22 protein-coding genes, 2 tRNA genes, 1 other RNA gene and 1 pseudogene are annotated in these 23430 nt (G+C 73.7%); 13 read left to right on the top strand and 13 right to left on the bottom strand.

What is annotated here, in order from left to right:
- Positions 1–397: 397 nt before the first annotated feature.
- The 8 genes from VT52_RS26910 to VT52_RS38985 all read right to left on the bottom strand — a co-directional run bounded on the left by VT52_RS26910 (position 398) and on the right by VT52_RS38985 (position 5041).
- On the bottom strand, positions 398–1312 hold the full coding sequence (locus VT52_RS26910) for an RNA polymerase sigma factor SigF (protein ID WP_046424646.1): 915 nt from the start codon (positions 1310–1312) through the stop codon (positions 398–400).
- Positions 1313–1697: 385 nt separating this feature from the next.
- A complete protein-coding gene (locus tag VT52_RS26905; protein ID WP_079175286.1) occupies positions 1698–2552 on the bottom strand; it encodes an RNA polymerase sigma factor SigF in 855 nt (284 codons plus the stop codon).
- Positions 2553–2716: 164 nt separating this feature from the next.
- A complete protein-coding gene (locus VT52_RS26900) occupies positions 2717–3010 on the bottom strand; it encodes a Dabb family protein (protein WP_046424643.1) in 294 nt (97 codons plus the stop codon).
- 10 nt (positions 3011–3020) lie between these two features.
- Positions 3021–3200: a hypothetical protein gene (locus VT52_RS26895; protein ID WP_046424641.1), complete on the bottom strand. Its 180-nt coding sequence runs from the start codon at positions 3198–3200 to the stop codon at positions 3021–3023.
- 155 nt (positions 3201–3355) lie between these two features.
- Positions 3356–3440 (bottom strand) — tRNA-Ser (locus VT52_RS26890).
- 45 nt (positions 3441–3485) lie between these two features.
- Positions 3486–3917, bottom strand: a complete 432-nt coding sequence (gene tadA / locus VT52_RS26885; RefSeq protein WP_046424665.1) for a tRNA adenosine(34) deaminase TadA — start codon at positions 3915–3917, stop codon at positions 3486–3488.
- 68 nt (positions 3918–3985) lie between these two features.
- Entirely contained in the window at positions 3986–4525 is a 540-nt protein-coding gene (locus VT52_RS26880) for a tRNA adenosine deaminase-associated protein (protein WP_046424638.1), read from the bottom strand.
- A gap of 321 nt (positions 4526–4846) precedes the next feature.
- Positions 4847–5041 carry a hypothetical protein gene (locus VT52_RS38985; protein ID WP_046424664.1) on the bottom strand — a complete coding sequence of 65 codons (195 nt, stop codon included), beginning with the start codon at positions 5039–5041 and terminating at the stop codon, positions 4847–4849.
- Between the two features lie 103 nt (positions 5042–5144).
- Here VT52_RS38985 and upp point away from each other — a divergent pair, with 103 nt between their 5' ends.
- Positions 5145–5780: a uracil phosphoribosyltransferase gene (upp, locus tag VT52_RS26870; RefSeq protein WP_046424662.1), complete on the top strand. Its 636-nt coding sequence runs from the start codon at positions 5145–5147 to the stop codon at positions 5778–5780.
- A 103-nt stretch (positions 5781–5883) separates the two neighbouring features.
- On the opposite strand, the gene VT52_RS26865 is transcribed toward upp, so the two are convergent.
- Both VT52_RS26865 and VT52_RS26860 read right to left on the bottom strand, forming a co-directional pair.
- Positions 5884–6531 carry a LytR C-terminal domain-containing protein gene (locus VT52_RS26865; protein WP_079175284.1) on the bottom strand — a complete coding sequence of 216 codons (648 nt, stop codon included), beginning with the start codon at positions 6529–6531 and terminating at the stop codon, positions 5884–5886.
- A gap of 134 nt (positions 6532–6665) precedes the next feature.
- Positions 6666–6962, bottom strand: coding sequence for a type II toxin-antitoxin system VapB family antitoxin (locus VT52_RS26860; protein WP_004943146.1), 297 nt, complete (start codon positions 6960–6962; stop codon positions 6666–6668).
- A gap of 132 nt (positions 6963–7094) precedes the next feature.
- On the opposite strand from VT52_RS26860, the gene VT52_RS26855 reads away from it, so the two are divergent.
- Complete coding sequence (locus VT52_RS26855) at positions 7095–8693, top strand: helicase HerA-like domain-containing protein (protein ID WP_046424634.1); 1599 nt, start codon at positions 7095–7097, stop codon at positions 8691–8693.
- A gap of 61 nt (positions 8694–8754) precedes the next feature.
- Here the strand turns inward: VT52_RS26855 and VT52_RS26850 are convergent, their stop codons facing one another.
- Positions 8755–9450: an HdeD family acid-resistance protein gene (locus VT52_RS26850; RefSeq protein ID WP_046424632.1), complete on the bottom strand. Its 696-nt coding sequence runs from the start codon at positions 9448–9450 to the stop codon at positions 8755–8757.
- Between the two features lie 78 nt (positions 9451–9528).
- The gene (locus VT52_RS26845) at positions 9529–10122 is read right to left on the bottom strand and encodes an HhH-GPD-type base excision DNA repair protein (RefSeq protein WP_046424631.1); all 594 of its coding nucleotides are present in this window, start codon (positions 10120–10122) and stop codon (positions 9529–9531) included.
- A gap of 96 nt (positions 10123–10218) precedes the next feature.
- On the opposite strand from VT52_RS26845, the gene VT52_RS26840 reads away from it, so the two are divergent.
- The 5 genes and pseudogenes from VT52_RS26840 to VT52_RS38980 all read left to right on the top strand — a co-directional run.
- A complete protein-coding gene (locus tag VT52_RS26840; protein ID WP_046424627.1) occupies positions 10219–12315 on the top strand; it encodes a penicillin acylase family protein in 2097 nt (698 codons plus the stop codon).
- Positions 12305–12889, top strand: a complete 585-nt coding sequence (locus VT52_RS26835) for a GNAT family N-acetyltransferase (RefSeq protein WP_046424624.1) — start codon at positions 12305–12307, stop codon at positions 12887–12889. Before VT52_RS26840 ends, VT52_RS26835 begins: the two co-directional genes overlap by 11 nt.
- Before the next feature lie 21 nt (positions 12890–12910).
- Positions 12911–13387 (top strand): cupin domain-containing protein, encoded by a 477-nt coding sequence (locus VT52_RS26830; protein WP_046424622.1) that lies wholly within the window; start codon positions 12911–12913, stop codon positions 13385–13387.
- Positions 13384–14145, top strand: a complete 762-nt coding sequence (locus VT52_RS26825) for an SDR family NAD(P)-dependent oxidoreductase (protein ID WP_046424619.1) — start codon at positions 13384–13386, stop codon at positions 14143–14145. Before VT52_RS26830 ends, VT52_RS26825 begins: the two co-directional genes overlap by 4 nt.
- Positions 14146–14294: 149 nt before the next feature.
- Positions 14295–14444: pseudogene (locus tag VT52_RS38980) on the top strand (site-specific integrase); the annotation flags it as partial.
- 57 nt (positions 14445–14501) lie between these two features.
- On the opposite strand, the gene VT52_RS26820 reads toward VT52_RS38980, so the two are convergent.
- Positions 14502–14589, bottom strand: a tRNA-Ser gene (locus VT52_RS26820).
- Between the two features lie 73 nt (positions 14590–14662).
- Here VT52_RS26820 and ffs point away from each other — a divergent pair.
- The 6 genes from ffs (at position 14663) to VT52_RS26790 (ending at position 23396) form a co-directional block, all read left to right on the top strand.
- Positions 14663–14757, top strand: an RNA gene (gene ffs / locus VT52_RS26815) — signal recognition particle sRNA small type.
- 54 nt (positions 14758–14811) lie between these two features.
- The gene (locus VT52_RS26810; RefSeq protein WP_071387668.1) at positions 14812–17118 is read left to right on the top strand and encodes a DNA polymerase III subunit gamma and tau; all 2307 of its coding nucleotides are present in this window, start codon (positions 14812–14814) and stop codon (positions 17116–17118) included.
- Positions 17119–17258: 140 nt separating this feature from the next.
- Positions 17259–18515 (top strand): phosphoribosylamine--glycine ligase, encoded by a 1257-nt coding sequence (gene purD / locus VT52_RS26805; protein WP_046423048.1) that lies wholly within the window; start codon positions 17259–17261, stop codon positions 18513–18515.
- Between the two features lie 330 nt (positions 18516–18845).
- Positions 18846–20657 (top strand): M48 family metalloprotease, encoded by a 1812-nt coding sequence (locus VT52_RS26800; RefSeq protein ID WP_046423047.1) that lies wholly within the window; start codon positions 18846–18848, stop codon positions 20655–20657.
- Between the two features lie 251 nt (positions 20658–20908).
- A complete protein-coding gene (locus tag VT52_RS26795) occupies positions 20909–22405 on the top strand; it encodes a N,N-dimethylformamidase beta subunit family domain-containing protein (protein WP_046423044.1) in 1497 nt (498 codons plus the stop codon).
- A gap of 91 nt (positions 22406–22496) precedes the next feature.
- Positions 22497–23396, top strand: a complete 900-nt coding sequence (locus VT52_RS26790) for a phosphoribosylaminoimidazolesuccinocarboxamide synthase (RefSeq protein WP_046423042.1) — start codon at positions 22497–22499, stop codon at positions 23394–23396.
- Positions 23397–23430 lie beyond the last annotated feature (34 nt).

Genomic DNA, 23430 nt, shown 5'->3' with positions numbered 1-23430 from the left:
CCGTCCTCGTGACCGGCCGGTGAGGGCGGGCCCGGCGTGCCCGGTACGGGACCGCCGCCCGCCCGCGCGGGTTCAGAGCCGGAGCCGGTGGCGGCCGGGGGAGAGCCGGCGGTGCCCCGGTGGACCGTCCCCCACCCCTCGGCCCGTCCGGCGTCACCAGCGGCACCGATCCGGCGGGGCTCGCCTCGACCGGGCTCGCACGGCCCGCACCGCCCGCCGCGGCAGGGCCGCCCCCGCCGTCCGGGCCGGCGCACCCCCCGGGGCCGGACCCAGGCACACGGCGGCCGCCGAGGCTCCCGCGAGGGCGCGCCGGCGGCCGGGTGACCATGCCGTCGTACGAGGCGTCCCGTGACGGGGCGTCCGGCCGCGTGGCCGGCGCTCCGCCGGACGGGAACCCTCAGTCCGAGATCAGGCCCTCGCGCAGCTGGGCCAGGGTCCGGGTGAGCAGCCGGGAGACATGCATCTGGGAGATGCCGACCTCCTCGCCGATCTGCGACTGGGTCATGTTCGCGAAGAAGCGCAGCATGATGATCCGCCGCTCCCGGGGCGGGAGTTTGGCCAGCAGCGGCTTGAGGGACTCGCGGTACTCCACGCCTTCGAGGGCCGTGTCCTCGTAACCCAGCCGGTCGGCCAGGGAGCCCTCGCCGCCGTCGTCCTCCGGGGCCGGGGAGTCCAGCGAGGAGGCGGTGTAGGCGTTGCCGACCGCGAGGCCGTCGACCACGTCCTCCTCGGAGACGCCGAGGGCGGCGGCCAGTTCGGTCACCGTGGGGGAGCGGTCCAGCTTCTGGGACAGTTCGTCGCTGGCCTTGGTGAGGGCCAGGCGCAGCTCCTGGAGGCGGCGCGGGACGCGCACCGACCAGGAGGTGTCCCGGAAGAAGCGCTTGATCTCGCCGACCACCGTCGGCATCGCGAACGTCGGGAACTCCACGCCCCGTTCGCAGTCGAAGCGGTCGATCGCCTTGATCAGGCCGATGGTGCCGACCTGGACGATGTCCTCCATCGGCTCGTTGCGCGAGCGGAAGCGCGCCGCCGCGTAGCGGACCAGCGGCAGGTTCAGCTCGATCAGGGTGTCCCGGACGTAGGCGCGCTCGGGGCTGTTCTCCTCCAGCGCGGCCAGGCGCAGGAACAGGGAGCGGGACAGGGTGCGGGTGTCGATGGCCTCGCCCGTCGGCGGGGTGGCCGGGGCCGGCACGGCGTCGAGGGACGTGACGCCCTCGATGCCGTCGAGGACGTCGAGTGCGTCGAGCTCCTTGGGCGCCGCCTCGCTCTTCGCGGGCGTCAGCACTTTCGAGCTGCCCTGTTCTGCGGACATGCCACCCCCTTCGGGTCGCGGGACGGTCGCGGCCGCGCCGTCGGTCGAGCAACGCAGCCTTCACCTGAATACCGGTGCCAGGGCCCCGGCAAACGCGTCTCCGGCAGAATGTCACATGTCGGCAACACGCTGTAGTGACATGTCGACACGAGAGATCCGAATCGCCCCTGGATAAAAGGGGTCTGACGGGCTTTCGGGCCCTCGGCGGCGGCAACAGCCCTGGTGAGCGAATCGCTCGCGGCGGTGAGCGCTCGATCGGGTTTGCGATGCAGGGCCGTTCGGGTGTGTGCTTCGGTGCGCCCACCGTGCGACCGTCGACTTGCCCGGTATGCGCCCGGGGCTCTGTTATACGCCGGGCCTCTGGTGGGGCGGCCGTTGTCCCCGGTTACGCGTCGATGCGGTTCGCCGAGCGCAGCCGCTGGAAGCTGCGGGCGAGCAGCCGCGAGACGTGCATCTGGGAGACGCCGAGCTCCGCGCTGATCTGGGACTGGGTGAGGTTGCTGTAGTAGCGCAGCAGCAGGATCCGCTGTTCGCGCTCGGGGAGTTGGACCAGGAGGTGGCGGACCAGGTCGCGGTGCTCCACGCCGTCCAGGGCGGGGTCCTCGTAGCCGATGCGGTCCAGCAGTCCGGGCAGCCCGTCGCCCTCCTGTGCGGCCTCCAGAGAGGTGGCGTGGTACGAGCGGCCCGCCTCGATGCAGCTGAGCACCTCCTCCTCGCTGATCCGCAGCCGCTCGGCGATCTCGGCGGTGGAGGGGGAGCGGCCGTGCATCGTGGTCAGGTCCTCGGTGGCGCTGTTGACCTGCACCCACAGCTCGTGCAGCCGGCGCGGCACGTGCACGGTGCGGACGTTGTCCCGGAAGTACCGCTTGATCTCGCCCACGACGGTCGGCATGGCGAAGGTCGGGAACTGCACGCCCCGTTCCGGGTCGAAGCGGTCGATGGCGTTGATCAGGCCGATGGTGCCGACCTGGATCACGTCCTCCATGGGCTCGTTGCGGGAGCGGAAGCGGGCGGCGGCGTAGCGCACGAGCGGGAGGTTCGCCTCGATGAGCGCGCCCCGTACCCGGTTGTGCTCCGGCGTGCCGGGGGCGAGGTCCTTCAGCTCGGCGAAGAGCACCTGGGTCAGGGCCCGGGTGTCCGCGCCGCGGCGTTTCCCTGGGGGCGCAGAGGCGGGGACGGGAGCCTCCTCCTGGGGTGGCGCAGTACTGGCCGGCACGGTCAACGCCACCTCTTCGGTCAATCATCCGTCAAAAGCGGTCATAGCATCACAAGACATGTGCACTGTGTGCAAGCACCGGTTAACGCCGTGTTGTGTTCAAACATTGACAAGTTGGGGCGTGAAACGCGCGAAAGCCCCCCGCCTGAGCGGCGGGAGGCTTCGGGGTGAGTCGGTGGGAGGGGGGTCTAGAACTCGTAGTCCGCGATCACCCACGTGGCGAACTCGCGCCACAGGGCGACGCCCGCCTGATGGGCCGGATGCTCCAGGTATCGCTGGAGGGCGCCGGTGTCCTCGACCGCCGAGTTGATCGCGAAGTCGTAGGCGATCGGCCGGTCGGTGATGTTCCAGGCACACTCCCAGGAGCGCAGTTCCTCGATCTGCTCCGGCAGCGCCCGGAAGGCCGCCACGCCCGCCACGACCCGCGGATCGTCGCGCTCGACGCCCTCGTTGAGCTTGAACAGGACCAGGTGGCGGATCATGCGGAGTACCTCAGTTCTTTCCTCCGTTGGCGGCCCAGGTCATGAAGTCCCCGATGGCCCTGGCCGCGTCCGATATGCCCTCGAAGCCTATCTGGACGTAGCCGGCCGCCTTGGCCGGGTCCGTGATGATCACGTACAGCACGAAGACCACGAGCGCGTACAGGGCGATCTTCTTCGCGTTCACCGCCACCGCGGCCCTCCCGTGTGTCCATGGCCCGTCGGGCCCGTGCTTGCCGGCGGTGAGTGTAACGTTCACGCCTTCATTCATGGCCAACGGCCCGCCGCGCGGGAGGATTTGGGTGTATGCAGAAAGGGCCCTGTCGTGTGACGGGGCCCTTTCGGAAGCGGTAGCGGAGGGATTTGAACCCTCGGTGACTTGCGCCACACTCGCTTTCGAGGCGAGCTCCTTCGGCCGCTCGGACACGCTACCGAGGGAGACCTTACAGCACGGCGGGGCGTGGTTCGAAATCGGTGTTCAGCGATCCCGGAAAAACTCGGTGAGGAGCGCGGCGCACTCCCCCGCGAGGACGCCCTCGACGACCTCCGGACGGTGGTTGAGCCGCCGGTCGCGCAGCACGTCCCACAGCGAGCCGGCGGCGCCCGCCTTGTCGTCCCGGGCGCCGTAGACCACCCGGTCCACCCGGGACTGCACCAGCGCGCCCGCGCACATGGTGCAGGGCTCCAGGGTGACCACGAGCGTGCAGCCGGTCAGCCGCCACTCGCCGAGGCGCGCGGCGGCCCGCCGGATCGCCAGGACCTCCGCGTGGGCCGTCGGGTCCCCGGTGGCCTCGCGTTCGTTGTGCCCGGTGGCGAGCACCGTCGTACCGTCCGGGGCCAGGACGACGGCGCCGACCGGGACGTCTCCGCCCCGGACGGCGGCCTCGGCCTCGGCCAGGGCGAGCCGCATCGCGTCCCGCCAGGGGTCACGCACCGGGTCCGGTGCCGCACGGGTGCCGCCCACCGGTCGTCCCGCGGTCAGCGGACGGTCTCCAGCACCTCCGAGGCGCCCAGGGCCTCGGCGATGGAACCGAGCGCGTCCTCGGCGTCCAGGGAGCGCAGTTCCTTCTCGCTGATGCCCAGGTCGTCGAGGATCTCGCTGTCGCCGACCGGGCTGTGCGGCACCGCGTCGCCCGTGCCGCCCTCCTCGTCCCCGTCGTCATCGGCCTCGGACTCGCCGTCCTCGGTGCCGTCGAGGTCGAGCTCGTCCAGGTCGGGGCCGTCGGCGGCGCCGGGCTCCCGGCCCAGCAGCTCATCGGTGAGCAGCAGCTCACCGTAGGCGCTGCGGGCGGCGGCGGCCGCGTCCGAGACGTAGATACGGGGGTCGTCCTCCCCGTCCACGCGAACGACGCCGAACCACGCGTCCTCCTGCTCGATCAGGACGAGCACCGTGTCCTCCTCGGGGGAGGATTCACGGGCCAGGTCGGCCAGATCCGACAGGGTCTCCACATCGTCGAGCTCTGTGTCGCTCGCTTCCCACCCGTCTTCGGTGCGCGCGAGCAGTGCGGCGAAGTACACCGTGACTCTCCCACTGGTCATAGGCGTGCCGGTTGGGGGTCCCCCCGGCGGAGGTTCTTGGGCGGAGAGAGCTGGGCTCCGAGCCCCACCCACTCGGAATCGTGGCAGAAACAAGGCGTTCAGGGGACGTCTTCGGCTCCCTGTGTCTGGCGGTTTCGAGCGTGAATCGTCACAGAGTCACCAGCGCTCTCATTGCGGCCACCTGCGGATCGTACGCGGCTTTGCCGGAGGCTCACGCACGCCCGCCGCGGAAACATCGGCCCGGTCGGCGATCTTCCTCACCCGCTTCTTGCCCAGGGGTCCCAGCTCATGGCCCCGGCCTTACCAACGGAAGGTGCGCATCCGCATCGCGTGACGCAGCCGGGCCGCCTTGGCGCGTCGCGGCTGGACCCGGTCGCGCAGGGCACGGGCCTCGGCCAGCTCGCGCAGGAACCGGGCTCTACGGCGCCGCCGTTCGGCCTCGGCCTCGGGATCCGCGGCCCTGGTCCCCTGCGCGTCATCGGGAGTATCAGGCAGGTCAGACACGTCACACCACCCCAGTCCGTCCCTGTCACCTTGCCCCGGACGGCGGGTTTGACGCCAGCGCGGACCGGTCCGGGGCGCAGGTACCGTTATGGGCATGCGCCTCCACGTCGTCGACCACCCCCTGGTCGCTCACAAGCTCACCACGCTGCGCGACCAGCGCACCGACTCCGCGACCTTCCGCCGGCTCGCCGACGAACTGGTCACTCTGCTCGCCTACGAGGCCACGCGGGACGTGCGCACCGAGGTCGTCGACGTCGACACGCCGGTCGCCCGCACCACCGGCGTCAAGCTGGCCCGCCCCCGCCCGCTCGTCGTGCCGATCCTGCGCGCCGGTCTCGGCATGCTCGACGGCATGGTCCGGCTGCTGCCGACCGCCGAGGTGGGCTTCCTGGGCATGATCCGCAACGAGGAGACGCTCGAAGCCTCCACGTACGCCACCCGGATGCCGGAGGACCTCTCGGGCCGCCAGGTCTACGTCCTCGACCCGATGCTGGCCACGGGCGGCACCCTGGTCGCCGCCATCCGCGAGCTGATCCGGCGCGGCGCGGACGACGTCACGGCCGTGGTCCTGCTGGCCGCGCCCGAGGGCGTCGAGCTGATGGAGCGCGAACTGGCGGGCACGCCGGTGACGGTGGTGACGGCCGCGGTCGACGACCACCTCAACGAGCACGGGTACATCATCCCGGGCCTGGGCGACGCGGGCGACAGGCTGTACGGGGCGGCGGAGTAACAGCGGCTTCCCGCGCCCCGGAGGGGCGCGGGTCCGTGCCGGTGCGCGGCCCGGCCGCGCGGGCGCGAGCGGCCGGTGCGGACCCGCACTCGGCGACGGAGCCTCAGCAGCCCTTCTTCACCGGGTCGACGGTGGTCGAAGGGGCGGTCAGGGCCGTCACCGCCTTGTTCGCGTCGGCCGCCTTCACCAGCCCCTTGAACCCGTCCCCGAGGATGAGGTCGAGCGTGGCGCCCTTGCGCCCGTCGGGGCGCTGCTCCGCGCCCGCGACCTGCGCGCCGAGCACCGGCAGGGACGTGCCGACCGCGGAGGTCGGCCCGAGGACCACTCCCGCGCCCTTCACCTTCTTGTCGTAGTCCGCACTGGCGTTGCCGACGTCACCGATCTTGAACCCGCGCTTCTTCAGCTGGTCCGCGGTGTCCTTTGCGAGGCCCGTGCGCTGGGTGGCGTTGTAGACGTTCACGGTGATCCGGCCGGGCGGGGGCAGCACCTTCCCGCCGTGCGCGGTCGCGGCCCGCGCCGCGTCGGCCTTGCCCTCGGCGGGGCATCGCTTCGCGGCGCCGGCGGTCGATCCGCCCCCGCTGAAGACGTCGATGAGCTCCAGCGTGCCCCAGCCGAGCAGGCCGAGCGTGCACACGGAGGCCAGTACGGCCGCGACCAGCCGGCCTCGCCGCCGGGGCCGGCGCATCCGGGGGTACTTCGTCCCCGTGATCCGGTACTTGCCGCCCATGCCGGGGGGAGTCAGCATGCTCATGAACGCAGCGTAGTGCGCCGAGGCTGGGATGCCTATTAGATGATCAGTCGAGGGCGCTCAGTGGAACCCGAAAGGGTCAATCGGCGGGCTCCGCGCGGCCGATCGGCGTACTCGGCCCAGGCCCCGGCCGGCCGTCAGTCGAGTTCGAGCACCCGCGCGTGCAGCACCTGGCGCTGCTGGAGCGCCGCACGCACCGCGCGGTGCAGGCCGTCCTCCAGGTAGAGGTCGCCCTGCCACTTCACGACATGCGCGAAGAGGTCGCCGTAGAACGTCGAGTCCTCCGCGAGCAGGGTCTCCAGGTCCAGCTGCTGCTTGGTCGTCACGAGCTGATCGAGGCGGACCGGGCGCGGCGCGACGTCCGCCCACTGCCGGGTGCTTTCCCGGCCGTGATCGGGGTACGGCCGGCCGTTTCCGATGCGCTTGAAGATCACACGGAAAGCCTACCGGCCCAGACGTTCCGGGCGCAGCCATGGCGCCGGAGTGCGACGCTTGAAAAGGTTCCGCAAGCGGGATGAATGCCGTCTATCGGCAGCGAGGGCCGTGTCGGAGGGACAGGGGACCAGATGAGCGACCGCGACGCAGAGCCCGGTGCGGACCCCGGCGCGGACCGCGGTGCGGGCCCCGGTGCGGACACCCCGGGCCCCGCCGGGCTCCCCGGGCCGGCCCGGAAGATCGCCGCCGGATACGCCTTCTCCGGACCCGCCCTCGGCCTCGGCGCCCTCCTGTGGGACGGCGCCTGCCACGCGGACGCCCCGGTCCGCGTCCCGCTGGCCGCGCTCAACCGGCACGGCCTGGTCGCGGGCGCCACCGGCACCGGCAAGACCAAGACCCTCCAGCTGATCGCCGAGCAATCGTCGGCGCAGGGGGTGCCGGTGTTCCTCGCGGACATCAAGGGCGACCTGTCCGGCATCGCGCGCCCCGGCCAGGAGAACGAGCGGGTGCGGCAGCGGTCCGGCGAGGTCGGCCGGCGCTGGACCCCGGCCGGTTTCCCGGCGGAGTTCTACGCGCTGGGCGGCCTCGGCCACGGCATCCCGGTGCGCGCCACGGTCACGAGTTTTGGACCGGTGCTGCTGTCCAAGGTGCTCGGGCTCAACCAGACCCAGGAGCAGTCCCTCGGCCTGATCTTCCACTACGCCGACACCAAGGGCCTGGAACTGATCGACCTCAAGGATCTCCGGGCGGTCGTCGCCTTTCTCACCTCCGACGAGGGCAAACCCGAGCTGATGGGCATCGGCGGGCTCTCCGCGGCCACCGCCGGGGTGATCCTGCGCTCGCTCACCGTCTTCGAGGCGCAGGGCATGGCGGACTTCTTCGGGGAGCCGGAGTTCGACACGGCCGGCTTCCTGCGGACGGCGGACGACGGCCGGGGCGTCGTCTCCGTCCTCGAACTCCCCGCCGTGCAGGACAGACCGCGGCTGTTCTCCACCTTCCTGATGTGGCTGCTGGCCGACCTGTTCCACGACCTGCCCGAGATCGGCGACGCGGACAGGCCGAAGCTGGTGTTCTTCTTCGACGAGGCGCACCTGTTGTTCAACGGCGCGTCCAAGGCGTTCCTGGACTCGATCACGCAGACGGTGCGGCTGATCCGCTCCAAGGGCGTCGGCGTCTTCTTCGTCACCCAGACCCCGAAGGACGTGCCCGCCGACGTCCTCGGCCAGCTCGGCAACCGCGTCCAGCACGCCCTGCGGGCCTTCACCCCGGACGACGGGAAGGCGCTGCGGGCGACCGTGCGGACCTTCCCGAGATCGCCGTACGACCTGGAGGAACTGCTCACCGGTCTCGGCACCGGCGAGGCCGTGGTGACCGTGCTCGGCGAGACCGGCGCCCCCACCCCGGTCGCCGCCACCCGGCTGCGCGCCCCCGAGTCCCTGATGAGCCCGCTGGATCCGGCCGAACTCGACGACGCGGTGCGTGCCTCGCCGCTCCACGACCGTTATGCACAGGCTGTGGACCGCGTGTCGGCGTACGAGAAGCTGAGCGCCGCGGCGGTGCAGGCACCGCCGCCCGCCGCCCCGCGCGAGCGTCCGGCGAAGGAGGAGCCCACGCTGGTCGAACAGGTCGTCGGCAGCGGGATGTTCAAGTCCCTGGCCCGCTCGGTCGGCACCCAGCTGGGCCGCGAGATCACCCGGTCCCTGTTCGGGACGGCGCGCCGCAGGCGGTGAGCGCGCGGACCGCCGGACCGGAGGCGGCGACCGCGCCGGGCCCGGCGGTACGGAAACGGGTTCAGACGGTCTGCGGCACCTGCTTCGCCCGGTGGCGGATGCGGAACGCGGTGATGATCTCGGTGATGCCGACCACGACCAGCCAGATGCCGCCGACGAGGGTCAGCACGGCCGCCGACCGGAACGGCGAGTCGATCAGCACGATCCCGGCCACGAAGGTCAGGATGCCGAGCGCGATCTGCCAGCCGCGCGCGGGCATCCGCGGGTCGGAGATCGCGGCCATGGTGTGGGTGACCCCGCGGATCAGCCAGCCGATGCCGATCCACAGAGCGAGCAGCAGGGTCGACTGCATGGGCCCGCGGAAGCAGAGCAGGCCGAGCAGGATCGACAGGGCGCCGCTGATGAACGCCAGCACCCGCAGCGAGGTCGCCCGGTGGGTGCCGAACGCGGCGGTCAGCTGGAACACACCGCTGACCAGGAGGTAGATCCCGAAGAGGACGCCGGCCACGGCCAGGGAGTGGCCCGGCCACACCAGGACCAGGACGCCCAGGACCAGCGAGGCGATCCCGGTGACCAGGACCACCTGCCAGACGGCCTCGGCCAGGGCGTGCAGCGGCCCCTCGACCGGTGGTTCGGCCTCATGGCGCTCGCGGCGCGCCTGCGGATCGTGCGGGGCGCCCGGCGGGTGTCCGCCGTGGACGCGCTGGTCGTCGAACTCACGTCCCCATTCCGGGCCGTGCTGCGATGCCTCGGTCATGCTCCATGCTCGGAACGGCTCCGCGCTCCCCGCCACCCGGGTGGGCCACCAGGCTTACCCCCGGGCCCGTTCCCGGTGCTACTTCCGGGCCGCTTTCGCCGCCTTGGCCGCAGCCTTCATCTCCTGCTTGTGGGCGCGCACCTTGGCGAGCGAGTCCGGTCCGGTGATGTCGGCGACGGACCGGTGGGAATCCGGTTCGCCGTAGGCGCCGGCCGCCTCCCGCCAGCCCTCGGGCGCGACCCCGAGCCGCTTGCCCAGCAGCGCGAGGAAGATCTGCGCCTTCTGCCGGCCGAACCCGGGCAGGTCCTCCAGGCGTTTCAGCAGCTCGGCGCCGCTGCCGACACCCCGCCAGACGGCCTCGGCGTCCCCGTCGTAGTGCTCGACGAGGTACTGGCACAGCTGCTGGATGCGCTTGGCCATGGAGCCCGGATAGCGGTGCACGGCCGGCTTCTCGGAGAGCAGCGCGGCGAACGCCTCGGGGTCCCGCGCGGCGATCTCGTGCGCGTCCAGGTCCTCGGCGCCGAGCCGGTCGGCGATGGTCCTGGGTCCCTTGAAGGCCCACTCCATCGGGACCTGCTGGTCCAGCAGCATCCCGGTGAGCGCGGCGAGGGGCGAGCGTCCGAGCAGCGCGTCGGCCGCCGGGTCCTGGGCGAGGTGCAGGGTGACGTCCATGGGTCGATGATCCCGCGTCGCGGGTGATCGCGCGTCGCGTACGATTCCCCTCATTGGAAATTAGGCAAGGCTAACCTAAGATTTGGAGGGTCCGGGGTGACCAGCGAGACCTACCGCGACACCTTCGGCATCCCCCACCTGCGCGCGGCGGACGTCCATGGACTGGCCCGCGCCCAGGGCCGGGTCACCGCGCTCGACCGGGCCTGGCAGCTGGAGGTCGAACGGCACCGCGCCCAGGGCACGTCCGCCTCCTTCCTCGGCCCCGGTGAGCTCCCCTGGGACGTCCTCGCCCGCCGGGCCCGCCTGGCCGACACGGCCCGCCGCTGCTTCGCCGCGCTGGAGCGCCGGGACCCGGAGACGGCGCACTGGGTGCGGTCGTACGCGGACGGCGTCAACGAGGGCCTGCCGGCCGGCGCCCGCCGCGCCCCGGAGTTCGCCCGCACCGCGCTCGCCCCGGGCCGCTGGGAGCCCTGGACCCCGCTCGCCGTCTGGCTCTCGACCCACCTCCTCTTCGCGGGCTTCCCGGCCAAGCTCTGGCGCGAGCGGGCGATCCGGCACCTGGGCCCGGAGGCGGTGGGCCTGTTCGCCACGGACGGGCCCGGCACGGCGGGCAGCAACGGCTGGCTGATCTCCGGCGCCCGCACCGCAACCGGGCACCCGCTGCTCGCCGGCGACCCCCACCGCTTCATCGAGGACCCCGGTGTCTACCAGCAGATCCGCCTGGCCTGCCCCGAGTTCGACGTCCTCGGCCTCGCCGTCCCCGGCGTCCCCGGCCTCCCCCACTTCGGCCACGCGGGCGCGGTCGCCTGGGGCATCACCAACGCCATGGCCGACTACCAGGACCTCTACCGCGAACGCCTGCGCCGCGAGGGCTCCTCGGTGACGGCACTGGGCCCGGACGGGCACTGGCACCCGGCGCACGCGCACACACAGACCCTGGAGGTCGCGGGGGAGGCGCCGGTCGAGGTCGAGGTGATCGAGACGGAGCGGGGGCCCGTGATCGCGGGGGGCCCGGGGACGTCGTACGGGCCACGGGCCGCCGACGGCGAGGCGCTCACCCTGCGCCATCCGCCCCGCGTCACGGAGGACCTCGGTTTCGGCGCGCTGCTCGGGCTGCTGCGCGCGAGGAACGTCGCCGACGTCGACCGGGCCCTGGACGCCTGGTGCGAGCCGGTGAACGTCGTCCAGGCCGCCGACACGGCGGGCGGCACCCTGCACAGGGTCGCCGGGCGCGTCCCGCTGCGCGCACGGGCCAACCTCCTCCACCCCGTACCCGCCTGGCGCCCCGGCCACGACTGGCGGGGCTGGCACGAGATGCCGTACGCCCCCGTCCCGGAGGGCGTCGCCGTGATGGCCAACCAGCGCGGCCCGGCCGCCCCGCTCGGCGTGGAGTTCGCCCCGCCGCACCGTGCCGACCGCATCCGCGCCCTCCTCGACGCCGGTGGCCGCTGGAGCGCCGGGGACATGGCCGCGATTCACACCGACACCCACCTCGCCTCCGCCGCGCCCCTCCTGGGCCACCTCGCCGCGCTCGACGGTCTGACCCCGGCCGCGGCCCGGCTGCGCGACCGCCTGCTCGCGTGGGACCGCCGCATGGACGCCGACAGCACCGACGCGGCCGTCTACGCGGCGCTGCGCGGCGCCGTCGTACGACTGCTCGCCGCGCGACCGGTGTTCGCGCCGCTCACCGCTCCGACGGAGTACCCGGAGGTGCTGCGGCCCTGGCTGGCACTCGTCCCGCGCGTCGGATACGCCCTCGAACACCTGCTGCGCGCCGAGGAGTTGTACGGCATCGACCGTCCGTCCCTCGTCCGCACGGCACTTGAGGAGGTGGCCGCCGAACCCCCCGCCGGCACCTGGTCGGACACCCATCGCCTCGCCCCCTGGCAGGCCCTGCCGGACGGCCTCGCCACCCCCGGTCTGGCCGGCGACCACGACTGCGTGCTGTGCACCTCCGCCGTGCCCGGCCTCACCGACCTCGCCGCCCGGGGCCCCGCCGCCCGCTGGGTCTGGGACCTCGCCGACCGGGACGCCAGCCGCTGGGTGGTCCCCTTCGGCGCCGACGGCGTCCCCGGCAGCCCGCACCACCACGACCAACTCCCGCTGTGGCTCGGGGGAGAACTCGCCCCCGTCGTCACCGACTGGAACCGGCTCACCCCGGACCGCACCCTGGAGCACCCGCATGAGCACTGACCCGTACCCGGCGTACGAACGGCACGTCGACGGCTTCGGCACCGTCCGCGTCCGTCCCCTGGACCCCGCCGCCGACGCGGACGTGATCCACGCCTGGGTGAGCGAGGAACGCGCCGTCTTCTGGGGCATGACCGGCCTCGGCCGCGACCAGGTCGCCGAGATCTACGCCCACATGGCCACCCTGGACACCCATCACGCACACCTGGTCACCAAGGACGGCGTCCCGGCCGCCCTGTTCCAGACGTACGAGCCCGCCGCGGACCGCGTCGGCGAGTGCTACGACGTCCGCCCCGGCGACCTCGGCGTGCACGTCCTCCTCGCCCCCGCCGGCGCCGCCGGCGCCCGCCCCGGCTGGTCCTCCGCGCTGCTCACGGTCCTGACGACGTACGCGCTCACCGCCCTCGGCAGGCGCCGGCTCGTGGTCGACCCGGACGTCCGCAACGCCAGGGCGATCGCCCGCTTCGTCCGCCAGGGCTTCGTGCCCGGACCGGCCGTCGTCCTGCCCGAGGTGGACCTCCCCGACGTGTACCTGCCCGAGAAGCACGCCCAACTCGCCTTCCTGGAGCGCGGGTAGAGCGGGGGTAGCCTTCCGGGGGTGACGACTCCGCACGAGCTGATCGCGCACTACGGACTCGAACCGATCCCCCGCGAGGGCGGTCTGTTCCGGCGTACCTGGGCCGGGCCCGAGCGGGCGGACGGCCGCCCCGAGGGCGCCGCCATCGTGGCCCTGCTCACGGCGGACGACTACTCCGCCCTGCACCGCCTCCCCTACGCCGAGGTCTGGCACTTCTACCTCGGCGACCCGCTGCACCTGCTGCTCCTCGCCCCCGACGGCACCACCCGCACCGCCGTCCTCGGCCCCGGCCTGCGCGCCGGACAGCGGCTCCAGCTGACCGTCCCGGCCCGCACCTGGATGGGGGCGCGGGTGGCCCCCGGCGGCGCCTGGACGTTCTTCGGCTGCACGACGGCCCCCGGGTTCACCTACGCGGACTACGAACACGGGGACGCGGCGGACCTCACGGCGCGTTACCCCGCCGAGGCCGCCCGGATCAGGGAACTGTGCCGCCCATGAGCCTCCTCGACGGACAGACCGCCCTGGTGACCGGCGCGGGCGGCGGCATCGGCCGCGCCATCGCGCTGCGCTTCGCCGAACAGGGCGCGGCGGTCGCGCTGCACTGCCGTACGGCGGTCACCGCGGCCGGGGAGACCGCCGAGCGGATCCGGGAGGCGGGCGGTGAGGCGGTCGTCCTGAGCGCGGACCTGAGCGACGAGCACGCCTGCCACCGCCTGGTCCACGACACCCTGGAGTGGTCCGGCGGCCGGCTCACCGCGCTGGTCAACAACGCGGCCGTGCAGCCGGTCCAGCCCCTGCCCGGGATGACCGCGGCCGAGTGGCGCGCGGTGGTCGACACCGACCTCACCAGCGTCTTCGCCTGCACCCAGGCCGCCGCGTCCCACCTGCGCGCGCACGGCGGTGGCACCGTCACCCACATCGCCTCCATCGAGGCGGGCCACCCCGCCCCCGGCCACGCCCACTACGGCGCGGCCAAGGCGGCGGTCGTGACGCACGCCCGCGCGGCCGCGCTGGAGTACGGCCCCGACGGCATCCGCGTCAACACGGTCTCCCCGGGCCTGATCGACCGTCCGGGCCTCTCCGGCACCTGGCTGGACGGAGTCCACCGCTGGCTCACCGCCACCCCCACCGGCCGCCTGGGACGCCCCGAGGACGTCGCCGACGCCTGCGTCTTCCTGGCCTCCCCTCTCGCCTCCTGGATCACCGGGCACGACCTGGTGGTGGACGGCGGCGTGTCGGCGCGGCCTACCTGGTGAGGGGCCTGCCGGGTGCCGCTGGCCCGGAGCCACGGCTCACCGGGCGCACCGCGCCGTCCGAACCGCCCTCGGAGAGGCCACACAGTGCCCGCTGGATGCCTCAAGCTGTGCGCAAACCGCGTGCGTCCCGGGTGAAAGCACGGGTGCCCGACCGGAAGCGGCTACTGGAAGACGCGAAGGTTCGGGGCGGCCGGCTTCACGACGCCCGGCGCACGGCCGCCACTGTGCTCATGCTGCTCGGGGTCCCGGCCCGGGTCGTCGATCAGCTCACGGGGTGGGAGCCGGGCGTCTCCGCCCGCACGTCGAAGGGCCCCCTGTTTCCAGGGGGCCCTTCGACATCGTGCCCGGTGAGGCACTGGCGGAGGATACGAGATTCGAACTCGTGAGGGGTTGCCCCCAACACGCTTTCCAAGCGTGCGCCCTAGGCCTCTAGGCGAATCCTCCGGTCGGAACATTACATGACCGAGGAGGGTGCTCGCGAACTCGTTCCCGCAGGCCCGGATCGGGTACTCTCTGCGTAGCCCCTCACGCGGCGCTATCTGACTGAACTCCCCCAGGGCCGGAAGGCAGCAAGGGTAGGTCGGCTCTGGCGGGTGCGTGGGGGGCGTCTGCGTTGGCGGGGGCTTCGGCGGCCGGTTGTCAGTGCGCGCCTATAACCTCGTAAGCGTGTCGTCTCTCGCGCTGTACCGCCGCTACCGTCCCGAGACCTTTGCCGAGGTCATCGGGCAGGAGCATGTCACCGACCCGTTGCAGCAGGCGCTGCGCAACAACCGGGTCAACCACGCGTACCTGTTCAGCGGGCCGCGTGGCTGCGGGAAGACCACCAGCGCGCGCATCCTCGCCCGCTGCCTCAACTGTGAGCAGGGCCCCACACCCACCCCGTGCGGCGAGTGCCAGTCCTGCCGGGACCTCGCGCGCAACGGACCGGGTTCGATCGACGTCATCGAGATCGACGCCGCCTCCCACGGAGGCGTGGACGACGCCCGTGAACTGCGCGAGAAGGCCTTCTTCGGCCCCGCGGGCAGCCGGTACAAGATCTACATCATCGACGAGGCCCACATGGTCACGTCGGCCGGTTTCAACGCCCTGCTGAAGGTCGTCGAGGAGCCGCCCGAGCACCTCAAGTTCATCTTCGCCACGACCGAGCCCGAGAAGGTCATCGGCACCATCCGGTCCCGGACCCATCACTACCCCTTCCGGCTCGTGCCGCCCGGCACCCTGCGGGACTACCTCGGCGAGGTGTGCCAGAGGGAGGACATCCCCGTCGAGGACGGCGTGCTCCCCCTCGTCGTGCGCGCGGGCGCCGGATCGGTCCGTGACTCCATGTCCGTCATGGACCAACTCCTCGCCGGCGCGGGCGCGGACGGTGTGACGTACGCCATGGCCACGGCCCTCCTCGGCTACACCGACGGCTCCCTGCTCGACTCCGTCGTCGAGGCCTTCGCCACCGGTGACGGCGCTGCCGCCTTCGAGGTCGTCGACCGCATCATCGAGGGCGGCAACGACCCGCGCCGCTTCGTCGCCGACCTGCTCGAACGCCTCCGTGACCTGGTGATCCTCGCCGCCGTGCCGGACGCCGCCGACAAGGGGCTCATCGACGCCCCGGCGGACGTCCTGGAGCGCATGCGGGCCCAGGCGTCCACCTTCGGCGCGGCCGAGCTGAGCCGCGCCGCCGACCTCGTCAACGAGGGCCTCACCGAGATGCGCGGCGCCACCTCGCCCCGCCTCCAGCTCGAACTCATCTGCGCCCGCGTCCTGCTCCCCGCCGCCTACGGCGACGAGCGCTCCCTCATGGCCCGCCTCGACCGTGTCGAGCGCGGTGTCAGCTTCAGCGCGGGCGCCGGTGCGCCCGCCATGGGCTACGTCCCCGGGCCGGAGGCCCACGGTGGCGCCCCGGCCGCGATGGTCCCGCCCGGCGGTGGCCCGGCGGCGGCACGGGCGGCCGTGCGGGGGGTGCCGGGCGGAGCGAGCGGCGCTCCCGGTTCCGAGCCGGGGGCCGGCGGCGGGGCCGGTGCCGGTGGCGCGGCTCCGGCCGCCCCCGCACCCGCGCCCATGCCCGCCCCCGCTCCCGCTCCCGAGCCTGTCGCCCCGGTGGCGCCCGCTCCCGCCGAGCAGCCGGCCCCGGCCGCCCAGGCTCCCGGCTCGGCCGCCCCCGGCGCCTGGCCCACGGCCGCTCCCGCCGGAGGCGGACGGCGCCCCGGTGGCTGGCCCACGGCCGCCGCGCCCGGTGCTCCGCAGCAGCAGGCCCCCTCGGCCGCGCCCCGGCCGACGGCCCGGCCCGCCCCGGCTACCGCCCCCGCGCCCTCGGCCCCCCAGCCCCCCGCGGCCGCTCCCGCCGGCGGTCTCGACCCCCGCGTGCTCTGGCCGAACATCCTGGAGGCCGTCAAGAACCGCCGGCGCTTCACCTGGATCCTGCTCAGCCAGAACGCCCAGGTCACCGGCTTCGACGGCACCACCCTCCAGCTCGGCTTCGTGAACGCCGGGGCCCGTGACAACTTCGCGAGCAGCGGCAGCGAGGACGTGCTGCGCGCCGCGCTGGCCGAGCAGTTCAACGTGCAGTGGAAGATCGAGTCGCTGGTCGACCCGTCCGGCGGCGGCGCCGCGCCCCCGGCCCCGGGCGGCTCCGCGGGCTTCGCTGGCGGTGGCTTCGGCGGCGGCCCGGGTGTCCCCGGCGGCGGTCACGGCGGTGGCGGCGCGTCCGGCGGCGGTCAGGGCTCCTCGCCCGCGCCCCGCCCCGGTGCCCCCTCCCAGTCCGCCCCGCGGGCCTCCACCCCCGCCTCCGGCGGCTCCGCCCACTCGGCATCCGGCCCGGCCGCGCCCCGCCCCGCCGCCCCCGAGCCGCCCCCCGTCTCCATCGAGGACGACATCCCCGAGGACGACGACCCCGACCTGGACGAGTCCGCCCTCTCCGGCCACGACCTGATCGTGCGCGAACTGGGCGCCACGGTGGTGGAGGAATTCACCAACGAGTGAGCGGGCGCGGGGAGCGGGCGATCGCCGGTCGCGCCGGACCCGGTCCCGGGTCCGAGAGCCGGCCCGGCCCCGGGGCCTTGTAGGAACGTACGGGTTCCCCGCCCCCCGGACTTCGGCGACCTTGCCATTAGGCTGACCCCGTGAACGTCCTCGTCATCGGCAGCGGCGCCCGCGAACACGCCCTGTGCCGCTCCCTGTCCCTCGATCCCGACGTCACCGCGCTGCACTGCGCCCCCGGCAACGCCGGCATCGCCGAGGTCGCCGAGCTGCACCAGGTCGACGCGCTCGACGGTGCCGCGGTGACCGCGCTGGCGCGGCGGCTCGGTGCCGAGCTGGTCGTCGTCGGCCCGGAGGCCCCCCTGGTCGCCGGTGTCGCCGACGCCGTGCGCGCCGCGGGCATCCCGGTCTTCGGCCCGTCCGGCGAGGCCGCCCGGCTGGAGGGGTCCAAGGCGTTCGCCAAGGACGTCATGGCCTCGGCCGGGGTGCCGACCGCCCGGTCGTACGTCTGCACCACCGCCGAGGAGGTCGCCGAGGCCCTCGACGCCTTCGGTGCCCCCTACGTCGTCAAGGACGACGGCCTCGCCGCCGGCAAGGGCGTCGTCGTCACCTCCGACCTGGACGCCGCCAAGGCGCACGCGGCCGCCTGCGAGCGCGTGGTGATCGAGGAGTTCCTCGACGGTCCCGAGGTGTCCCTGTTCGCGGTCACCGACGGCGAGACCGTCGTACCACTCCAGCCGGCCCAGGACTTCAAGCGCGCCCTGGACGGCGACGAGGGTCCCAACACCGGTGGCATGGGCGCCTATTCGCCGCTGCCGTGGGCCGACCCGAAGCTGGTCGACGAGGTGCTGCGCACGGTGCTCCAGCCGACGGTGGACGAACTGCGCCGCCGCGGCACGCCGTTCTCCGGGCTGCTCTACGCCGGTCTGGCGATCACCGGCCGGGGTGTGCGGGTCATCGAGTTCAACGCCCGCTTCGGCGACCCCGAGACCCAGGTCGTGCTGGCCCGGCTGAGGACCCCGCTGGCCGGGCTGCTGGCGGCCGCCGCCACCGGCGGCCTCGCCGACCTGCCGCCGCTGCGCTGGAGCGAGGACGCGGCCGTCACCGTCGTCGTCGCCTCGCACAACTACCCCGGCACCCCGCGCACCGGCGACCCGATCACCGGTCTGGCCGAAGTGGCCGCCGAGGACGCCCCGGACGCCTATGTGCTGCACGCGGGCACCCGGCAGGACGGCGACGCGGTCGTCAGCGCGGGCGGGCGCGTGCTGTCCGTCACCGCCACCGGCAAGGACCTGACCGAGGCGCGCGAGCGGGCGTACCGGGCGGTGGGCCGGATCCGGCTGGACGGCGGGCAGTACCGCACGGACATCGCGGCGAAGGCGGCCGCCGGGGCGCTCTGAGCGCCCTTCCGACGTCTCCCAGCTCCCGTTTCACCCCATCAGGCCCCGGATTCGCAATCCGGGGCCTGATCTTTGCTTTCTGTCACCCAGCTCTGACCAAAGCCATTCCATCGAGTGAGCAATCGCCCATCCGGCTGACGTGGGCCGGGGGCGCAACTAGGGTGCCGCGCAAGCGCTCCGGCGCTTGGCACACCGGCATTGCGCACTTGGCTCATCGGTACTGCGCACTTGGCCCACCGGCATTGCGTTGTCAGTGACGGATGCCACAGTGGGGGAGTGAGCAGCACCAGGACAGCACGGCATCGACAAGGGAGGGGGTGAGGTCGGCACGTGACCGGAATCGGTGTGGAAGCGGGCGCGCAGGCCGCGCGTTCCCGGGCCCTCGCGGTGTTGCGGGTCCGGGGCCGGGCCCTGGGCGCGGCCGTGCTGCCCGCGGCGGCCGAGGTGGTCCTGCTGGCCGGCGCGGCCACGGGCCATCTGGTGGGCCCCGGCTGGGACGCCGCTCGCTGGGCCGTGGGCGCCCTCGCGGTCCTCGTCCTGCTGGCCACCGCCGGCATCGCCCTGGTCGTCGCCCGCGCCCGCCCCGCCATGACCCCGACGGTGCCGGTCACGGAGGAGTCCGCCCCCGACCTGTACCGGATGGTGCGCGACCTCGCCGAGCGGCTGGAGGTCCCGGCGCCCTCCGCCATAGCCCTCACCCCGGACTGCGACAGCTGGCTTGAGGACCGTTCGCACGCCGCGCACGGCCCGCCCGCGCGGCCGGGTCCCGGCGACGCGGAGGTACCGGGCGAGCGGCGCCGCCCCCGACGGGTCCCCGTCACGCCGGTCCTCGTCATCGGCTCCCCGTTCCTGTGGTGGATGCGGGTCGGTGAACTGCGTGCCGTCATCGCCCCGGTCGTCGCCGGTACGGGCCCCTCGGCGCACCCCGACATAGCCGCCGCACGCCGTTTCGTGCGCGGCCTCGACGCCACCCTCGCCGTAGCCGCCACGCCGCGGCGGGGGCCGCTGGCCCGCGGGGCGTGCGCGCTCCTCGGCCGGGTGGCCCGGCTGCTGCTGGGCGCCTGCCGGGAGCACGCCGCGCAGATGGAGCGCGGGGTCGCCGCGGCGGCCGCCGAGCGGGCGCGGACGGTGGACTACGGACTGCGGATCGTCGCCCAGGAGCAGGTCGGGCTCGCGTACGCGGGCTGGGACCGGCTGCTGACCCGGGTGGCGCTGCCCGCCTGGCGGATGGGCCGCTGGCCCTCCCGGCTGGACGCGGGTGTGGTGGCCGCGCTCACCGAGCTGTCCCGGCGCGACCGGCTGGCCGAGGGCTTCACCTCGCGCCTCGGCGAGCGGCCCGCCTGCGATCTCCTGGAGGAGCCCGGCAGCGTGGACGAGGCCACCTCGCTGCTCGCCGCGCGCCTCTTCCACGGCGGCCCCGCCGGACCCCGCGCCGACTGGGCGCCGGTGGACTGGCAGGCGTACCCGGAGGAGGTCGTGGACCGCACCTGGCGGGCCGACGCGGCCCGCCTGCACCGCGTCCTGGACTCCCTCGGCACCCGTCCCGTCCGGCACACCGCGGGCCCCACCCTGGCCCGGATCCTGGACCACCTCACCGAGCCCGCGGACCCCGTCGGCCCGGCGGCCGCCGCGCCCGGGACCGCCCTCGTCCCCGCGCACGCCGACCCGGACTCCTGCCCGGGTCCCACGGCGGCCGTCGACCCGGACGAGGACGACGGCCCCGCCGAGGACGACGACCCCGGCACCGAACGCAGCGCCCTCCTCGCCGCCGGCCTCAGCGCCGAGGTGGCCCGGGAGGAGAACGCCGTGCCGCGCGGCGCCACCGCCGCCGGACAGGGCCCGCCCAGCACCCTCTGGGACGGCGGCGCGCTGCCCCTCGTCCCCCTCCAGCCCCCGCGTACCGCCCGCGAACTGCTGACCGATCACGTCACGGCGATGGTGTGCTGCGCCGCCGTCGACACCGCGGGCGCGGTCCCCGCCCTGGACTGGCTGGACGGCCCGTCCCTGCTGCTGCACGGCGAGCGGGCGGCCGACCTGACCCCCCGGGTGCTGAGCCTGATCGAGGAGGGCGACCCGGGCCCGCTGCGGGAGTGGCTGGCCGCCGCGGGTATACGCCCCGAGAAACCGATACGCCTCGTCTGACAGCCGATACGCCTCGTCCGACAGTCAGGACGCCTCGTCCGGCGGCCCACGGCCGAGACACCTCGCCCGACGGGAGCCTCGGCTTCCACTTCAGGTCAATTCGCAACGAATAGTGACCGAGCCCGTGCGTCATGTGATGTGCTGGAACCATCACGCACCTGGCAAAGGCATGCGACATACGACAGCACGGCCGAGCACCGCGAGCACCACCCGCCCACAGGACATCGGGGGGCTCGGGGAGGGGAGCGACCATGGCCTCGGACCACATCCGCCGCTGGGAGTCCGGAGCGATCGCGCACGCCGTCACGGATCCCTTCGGCCTGGGCCCGGTGCCCTGGCTGCGCGGCAGCGAGACCTACTTCGACGACACCGGCCACGTCGTGCCCTGGTACGTCGACGCCGTTCCCCAGCAGCACACCCGGGACGACGCGCGCATCCCCGCGCCGCGCACCTCCCCCGGCGGCCCCCGTTCGGCCGACGATGTGCACCGCCAGATCAAGGGTTTCACCGCCACCGGCGCGGTCGCGCCCGGCGGGGCGATCGACTTCCACATCACGGTCGACCCGCCGCAGGAGTTCTCCGTCGACATCTACCGGATCGGCCACTACGCGGGCGACGGCGCCGCCAAGATCACCACCAGCCCCCGGCTGTCCGGCATCGTGCAGCCCCCGCCGCTGGCCGCCGACCGCACGGTCTCCTGCCACCACTGGTGGCTGTCCTGGCGCCTCCAGGTGCCCTCGCACTGGGGCGTCGGCGCCTATGTGGCCGTGCTGACCACCGCCGACGGCTACCGCTCCCATGTGCCGTTCACGGTCCGCGACGACCGCCCGGCCGATCTCCTGCTGCTGCTGCCCGACGTGACGTGGCAGGCGTACAACCTGTACCCGGAGGACGGGCACACCGGCGCCAGCCTCTACCACGCCTGGGACGAACAGGGCGCGCTGCTCGGCGAGGCCGACGCGGCTACCACGGTCTCCTTCGACCGGCCCTACGCGGGCGCGGGCCTGCCGCTGCACGTCGGGCACGCCTACGACGTCATCCGCTGGGCCGAGCGCTACGGCTACGACCTCGCCTACGCCGACGCCCGTGACCTGCACGCCGGCCGGGTGGACCCCACCCGCTACCGGGGCCTGATCTTCCCGGGCCACGACGAGTACTGGACGCCGCCCATGCGCCGCGCCGCCGAACTGGCCCGCGACCACGGCACCTCGCTGGTCTTCCTCTCCGCCAACACCATGTACTGGCAGGTCGAGTTGGGGCCCTCGCCGTCCGGGACGCCGGACCGGCTGCTGACCTGCCGCAAGCGCAAGGGACCGGGCAGGCCGGTGCTGTGGCGGGAGGTCGACCGCCCCGAACAGGAGCTGATCGGCATCCAGTACGCGGGCCGGGTGCCCGAACCGCGCCCGCTGATCGTGCGCAACGCCGGCCACTGGCTGTGGGAGGCCACCGGCGCGCACGAGGGCGACGAGATCCCCGGCCTGGTCGCGGGCGAGGCCGACCGGTACTTCCCGCGCACCGCGCTGCCCGCGCACGACGAGCGCATCCTGCTCTCGCACTCCCCGTACACCGACGCCGGCGGCACCCTGCGCCACCAGGAGACCTCCCTGTACCGGGCCCCGTCCGGCGCCTGGGTGTTCGCCTCCGGCACCTTCGCCTGGTCCCCGGCCCTGGATCGCCCCGGCCATGTGGACCCCCGTATCCAGCGGGCCACGGCCAACCTCCTGGACCGCATCTGCAAGCGCGACTGAGCCGGCTCCCGGCCCCGGGCGACCCCTGGCCGGATCCGACCGCCCCATAGGGGAGAATCGAGGCAGTTGGACAGAACCACGGGGAGGAACCGTGTCCGGATTCGTAGAAAAGCCCGAGCCGATCCAGGTTCCGGGCCTGGTGCACCTGCACACCGGAAAGGTGCGGGACCTCTACCGGAACGAGGCGGGCGACCTCGTGATGGTCGCCAGCGACCGCATCTCCGCCTACGACTGGGTGCTCCCCACGGAGATCCCCGACAAGGGCCGTGTCCTGACCCGGCTGTCCCTGTGGTGGTTCGACCAGCTGCGCGACCTGGCCCCGAACCATGTGATCTCCGAGGAGCTGCCCGTCGGCGCCCCCGCCGACTGGGCGGGCCGGACCCTGGTCTGCAAGTCGCTGCGGATGATCCCGGTCGAGTGCGTGGCCCGCGGCTACCTCACCGGCTCGGGCCTGGTGGAGTACGAGGACTCCCGGACCGTGTGCGGCCTCGCCCTCCCCGAGGGCCTCGTCGACGGCTCCGAGCTGCCCACCCCGATCTTCACCCCGGCCACCAAGGCCGAGGTCGGCGAGCACGACGAGAACGTCTCGTACGAGGAGGTCGCCCGCCAGGTCGGCGCCGAGACCGCCGCCCAGCTGCGCCAGGCCACCCTCGCCGTCTACTCCCGGGCCCGCGACATCGCCCGCGAGCGGGGCATCATCCTCGCGGACACCAAGTTCGAGTTCGGCTTCGACGGCGACACGCTCGTCCTCGCCGACGAGGTGCTCACCCCGGACTCCTCCCGCTTCTGGCCGGCCGACCAGTGGCAGCCGGGGCGCGCGCAGCCGTCGTACGACAAGCAGTTCGTGCGTGACTGGCTGACCTCCGCGGAGTCCGGCTGGGACCGCAAGAGCGAGCAGCCCCCGCCGCCGCTGCCCCAGCACGTCGTGGACGCCACCCGCGCCAAGTACGTGGAGGCGTACGAGCGCCTGACCGGCACCAGCTGGTCCTAGGCACACGAGGAAGGCCCCGGTCCGATGGACCGGG

The organism is Streptomyces malaysiense (assembly GCF_000980885.2).
Lineage (GTDB): Bacteria > Actinomycetota > Actinomycetes > Streptomycetales > Streptomycetaceae > Streptomyces > Streptomyces malaysiense.
This window is presented reverse-complemented; position numbering and strand designations above follow the sequence as displayed.

Excerpts from the sequence above, each read along its gene's own strand:
- VT52_RS26910 (WP_046424646.1), bottom strand. The coding sequence starts at position 1,312 with ATGTCCGCAGAACAGGGCAGCTCGAAAGTGCTGACGCCCGCGAAGAGC.
- VT52_RS26900 (WP_046424643.1), bottom strand. The coding sequence starts at position 3,010 with ATGATCCGCCACCTGGTCCTGTTCAAGCTCAACGAGGGCGTCGAGCGC.
- tadA (WP_046424665.1), bottom strand. The coding sequence starts at position 3,917 with ATGCGGCTCGCCCTGGCCGAGGCCGAGGCCGCCGTCCGGGGCGGAGAC.
- upp (WP_046424662.1), top strand. The coding sequence starts at position 5,145 with ATGCGCCTCCACGTCGTCGACCACCCCCTGGTCGCTCACAAGCTCACC.
- VT52_RS26865 (WP_079175284.1), bottom strand. The coding sequence starts at position 6,531 with ATGAGCATGCTGACTCCCCCCGGCATGGGCGGCAAGTACCGGATCACG.
- VT52_RS26855 (WP_046424634.1), top strand. The coding sequence starts at position 7,095 with ATGAGCGACCGCGACGCAGAGCCCGGTGCGGACCCCGGCGCGGACCGC.
- VT52_RS26850 (WP_046424632.1), bottom strand. The coding sequence starts at position 9,450 with ATGACCGAGGCATCGCAGCACGGCCCGGAATGGGGACGTGAGTTCGAC.
- VT52_RS26845 (WP_046424631.1), bottom strand. The coding sequence starts at position 10,122 with ATGGACGTCACCCTGCACCTCGCCCAGGACCCGGCGGCCGACGCGCTG.
- VT52_RS26835 (WP_046424624.1), top strand. The coding sequence starts at position 12,305 with ATGAGCACTGACCCGTACCCGGCGTACGAACGGCACGTCGACGGCTTC.
- VT52_RS26825 (WP_046424619.1), top strand. The coding sequence starts at position 13,384 with ATGAGCCTCCTCGACGGACAGACCGCCCTGGTGACCGGCGCGGGCGGC.
- VT52_RS26795 (WP_046423044.1), top strand. The coding sequence starts at position 20,909 with ATGGCCTCGGACCACATCCGCCGCTGGGAGTCCGGAGCGATCGCGCAC.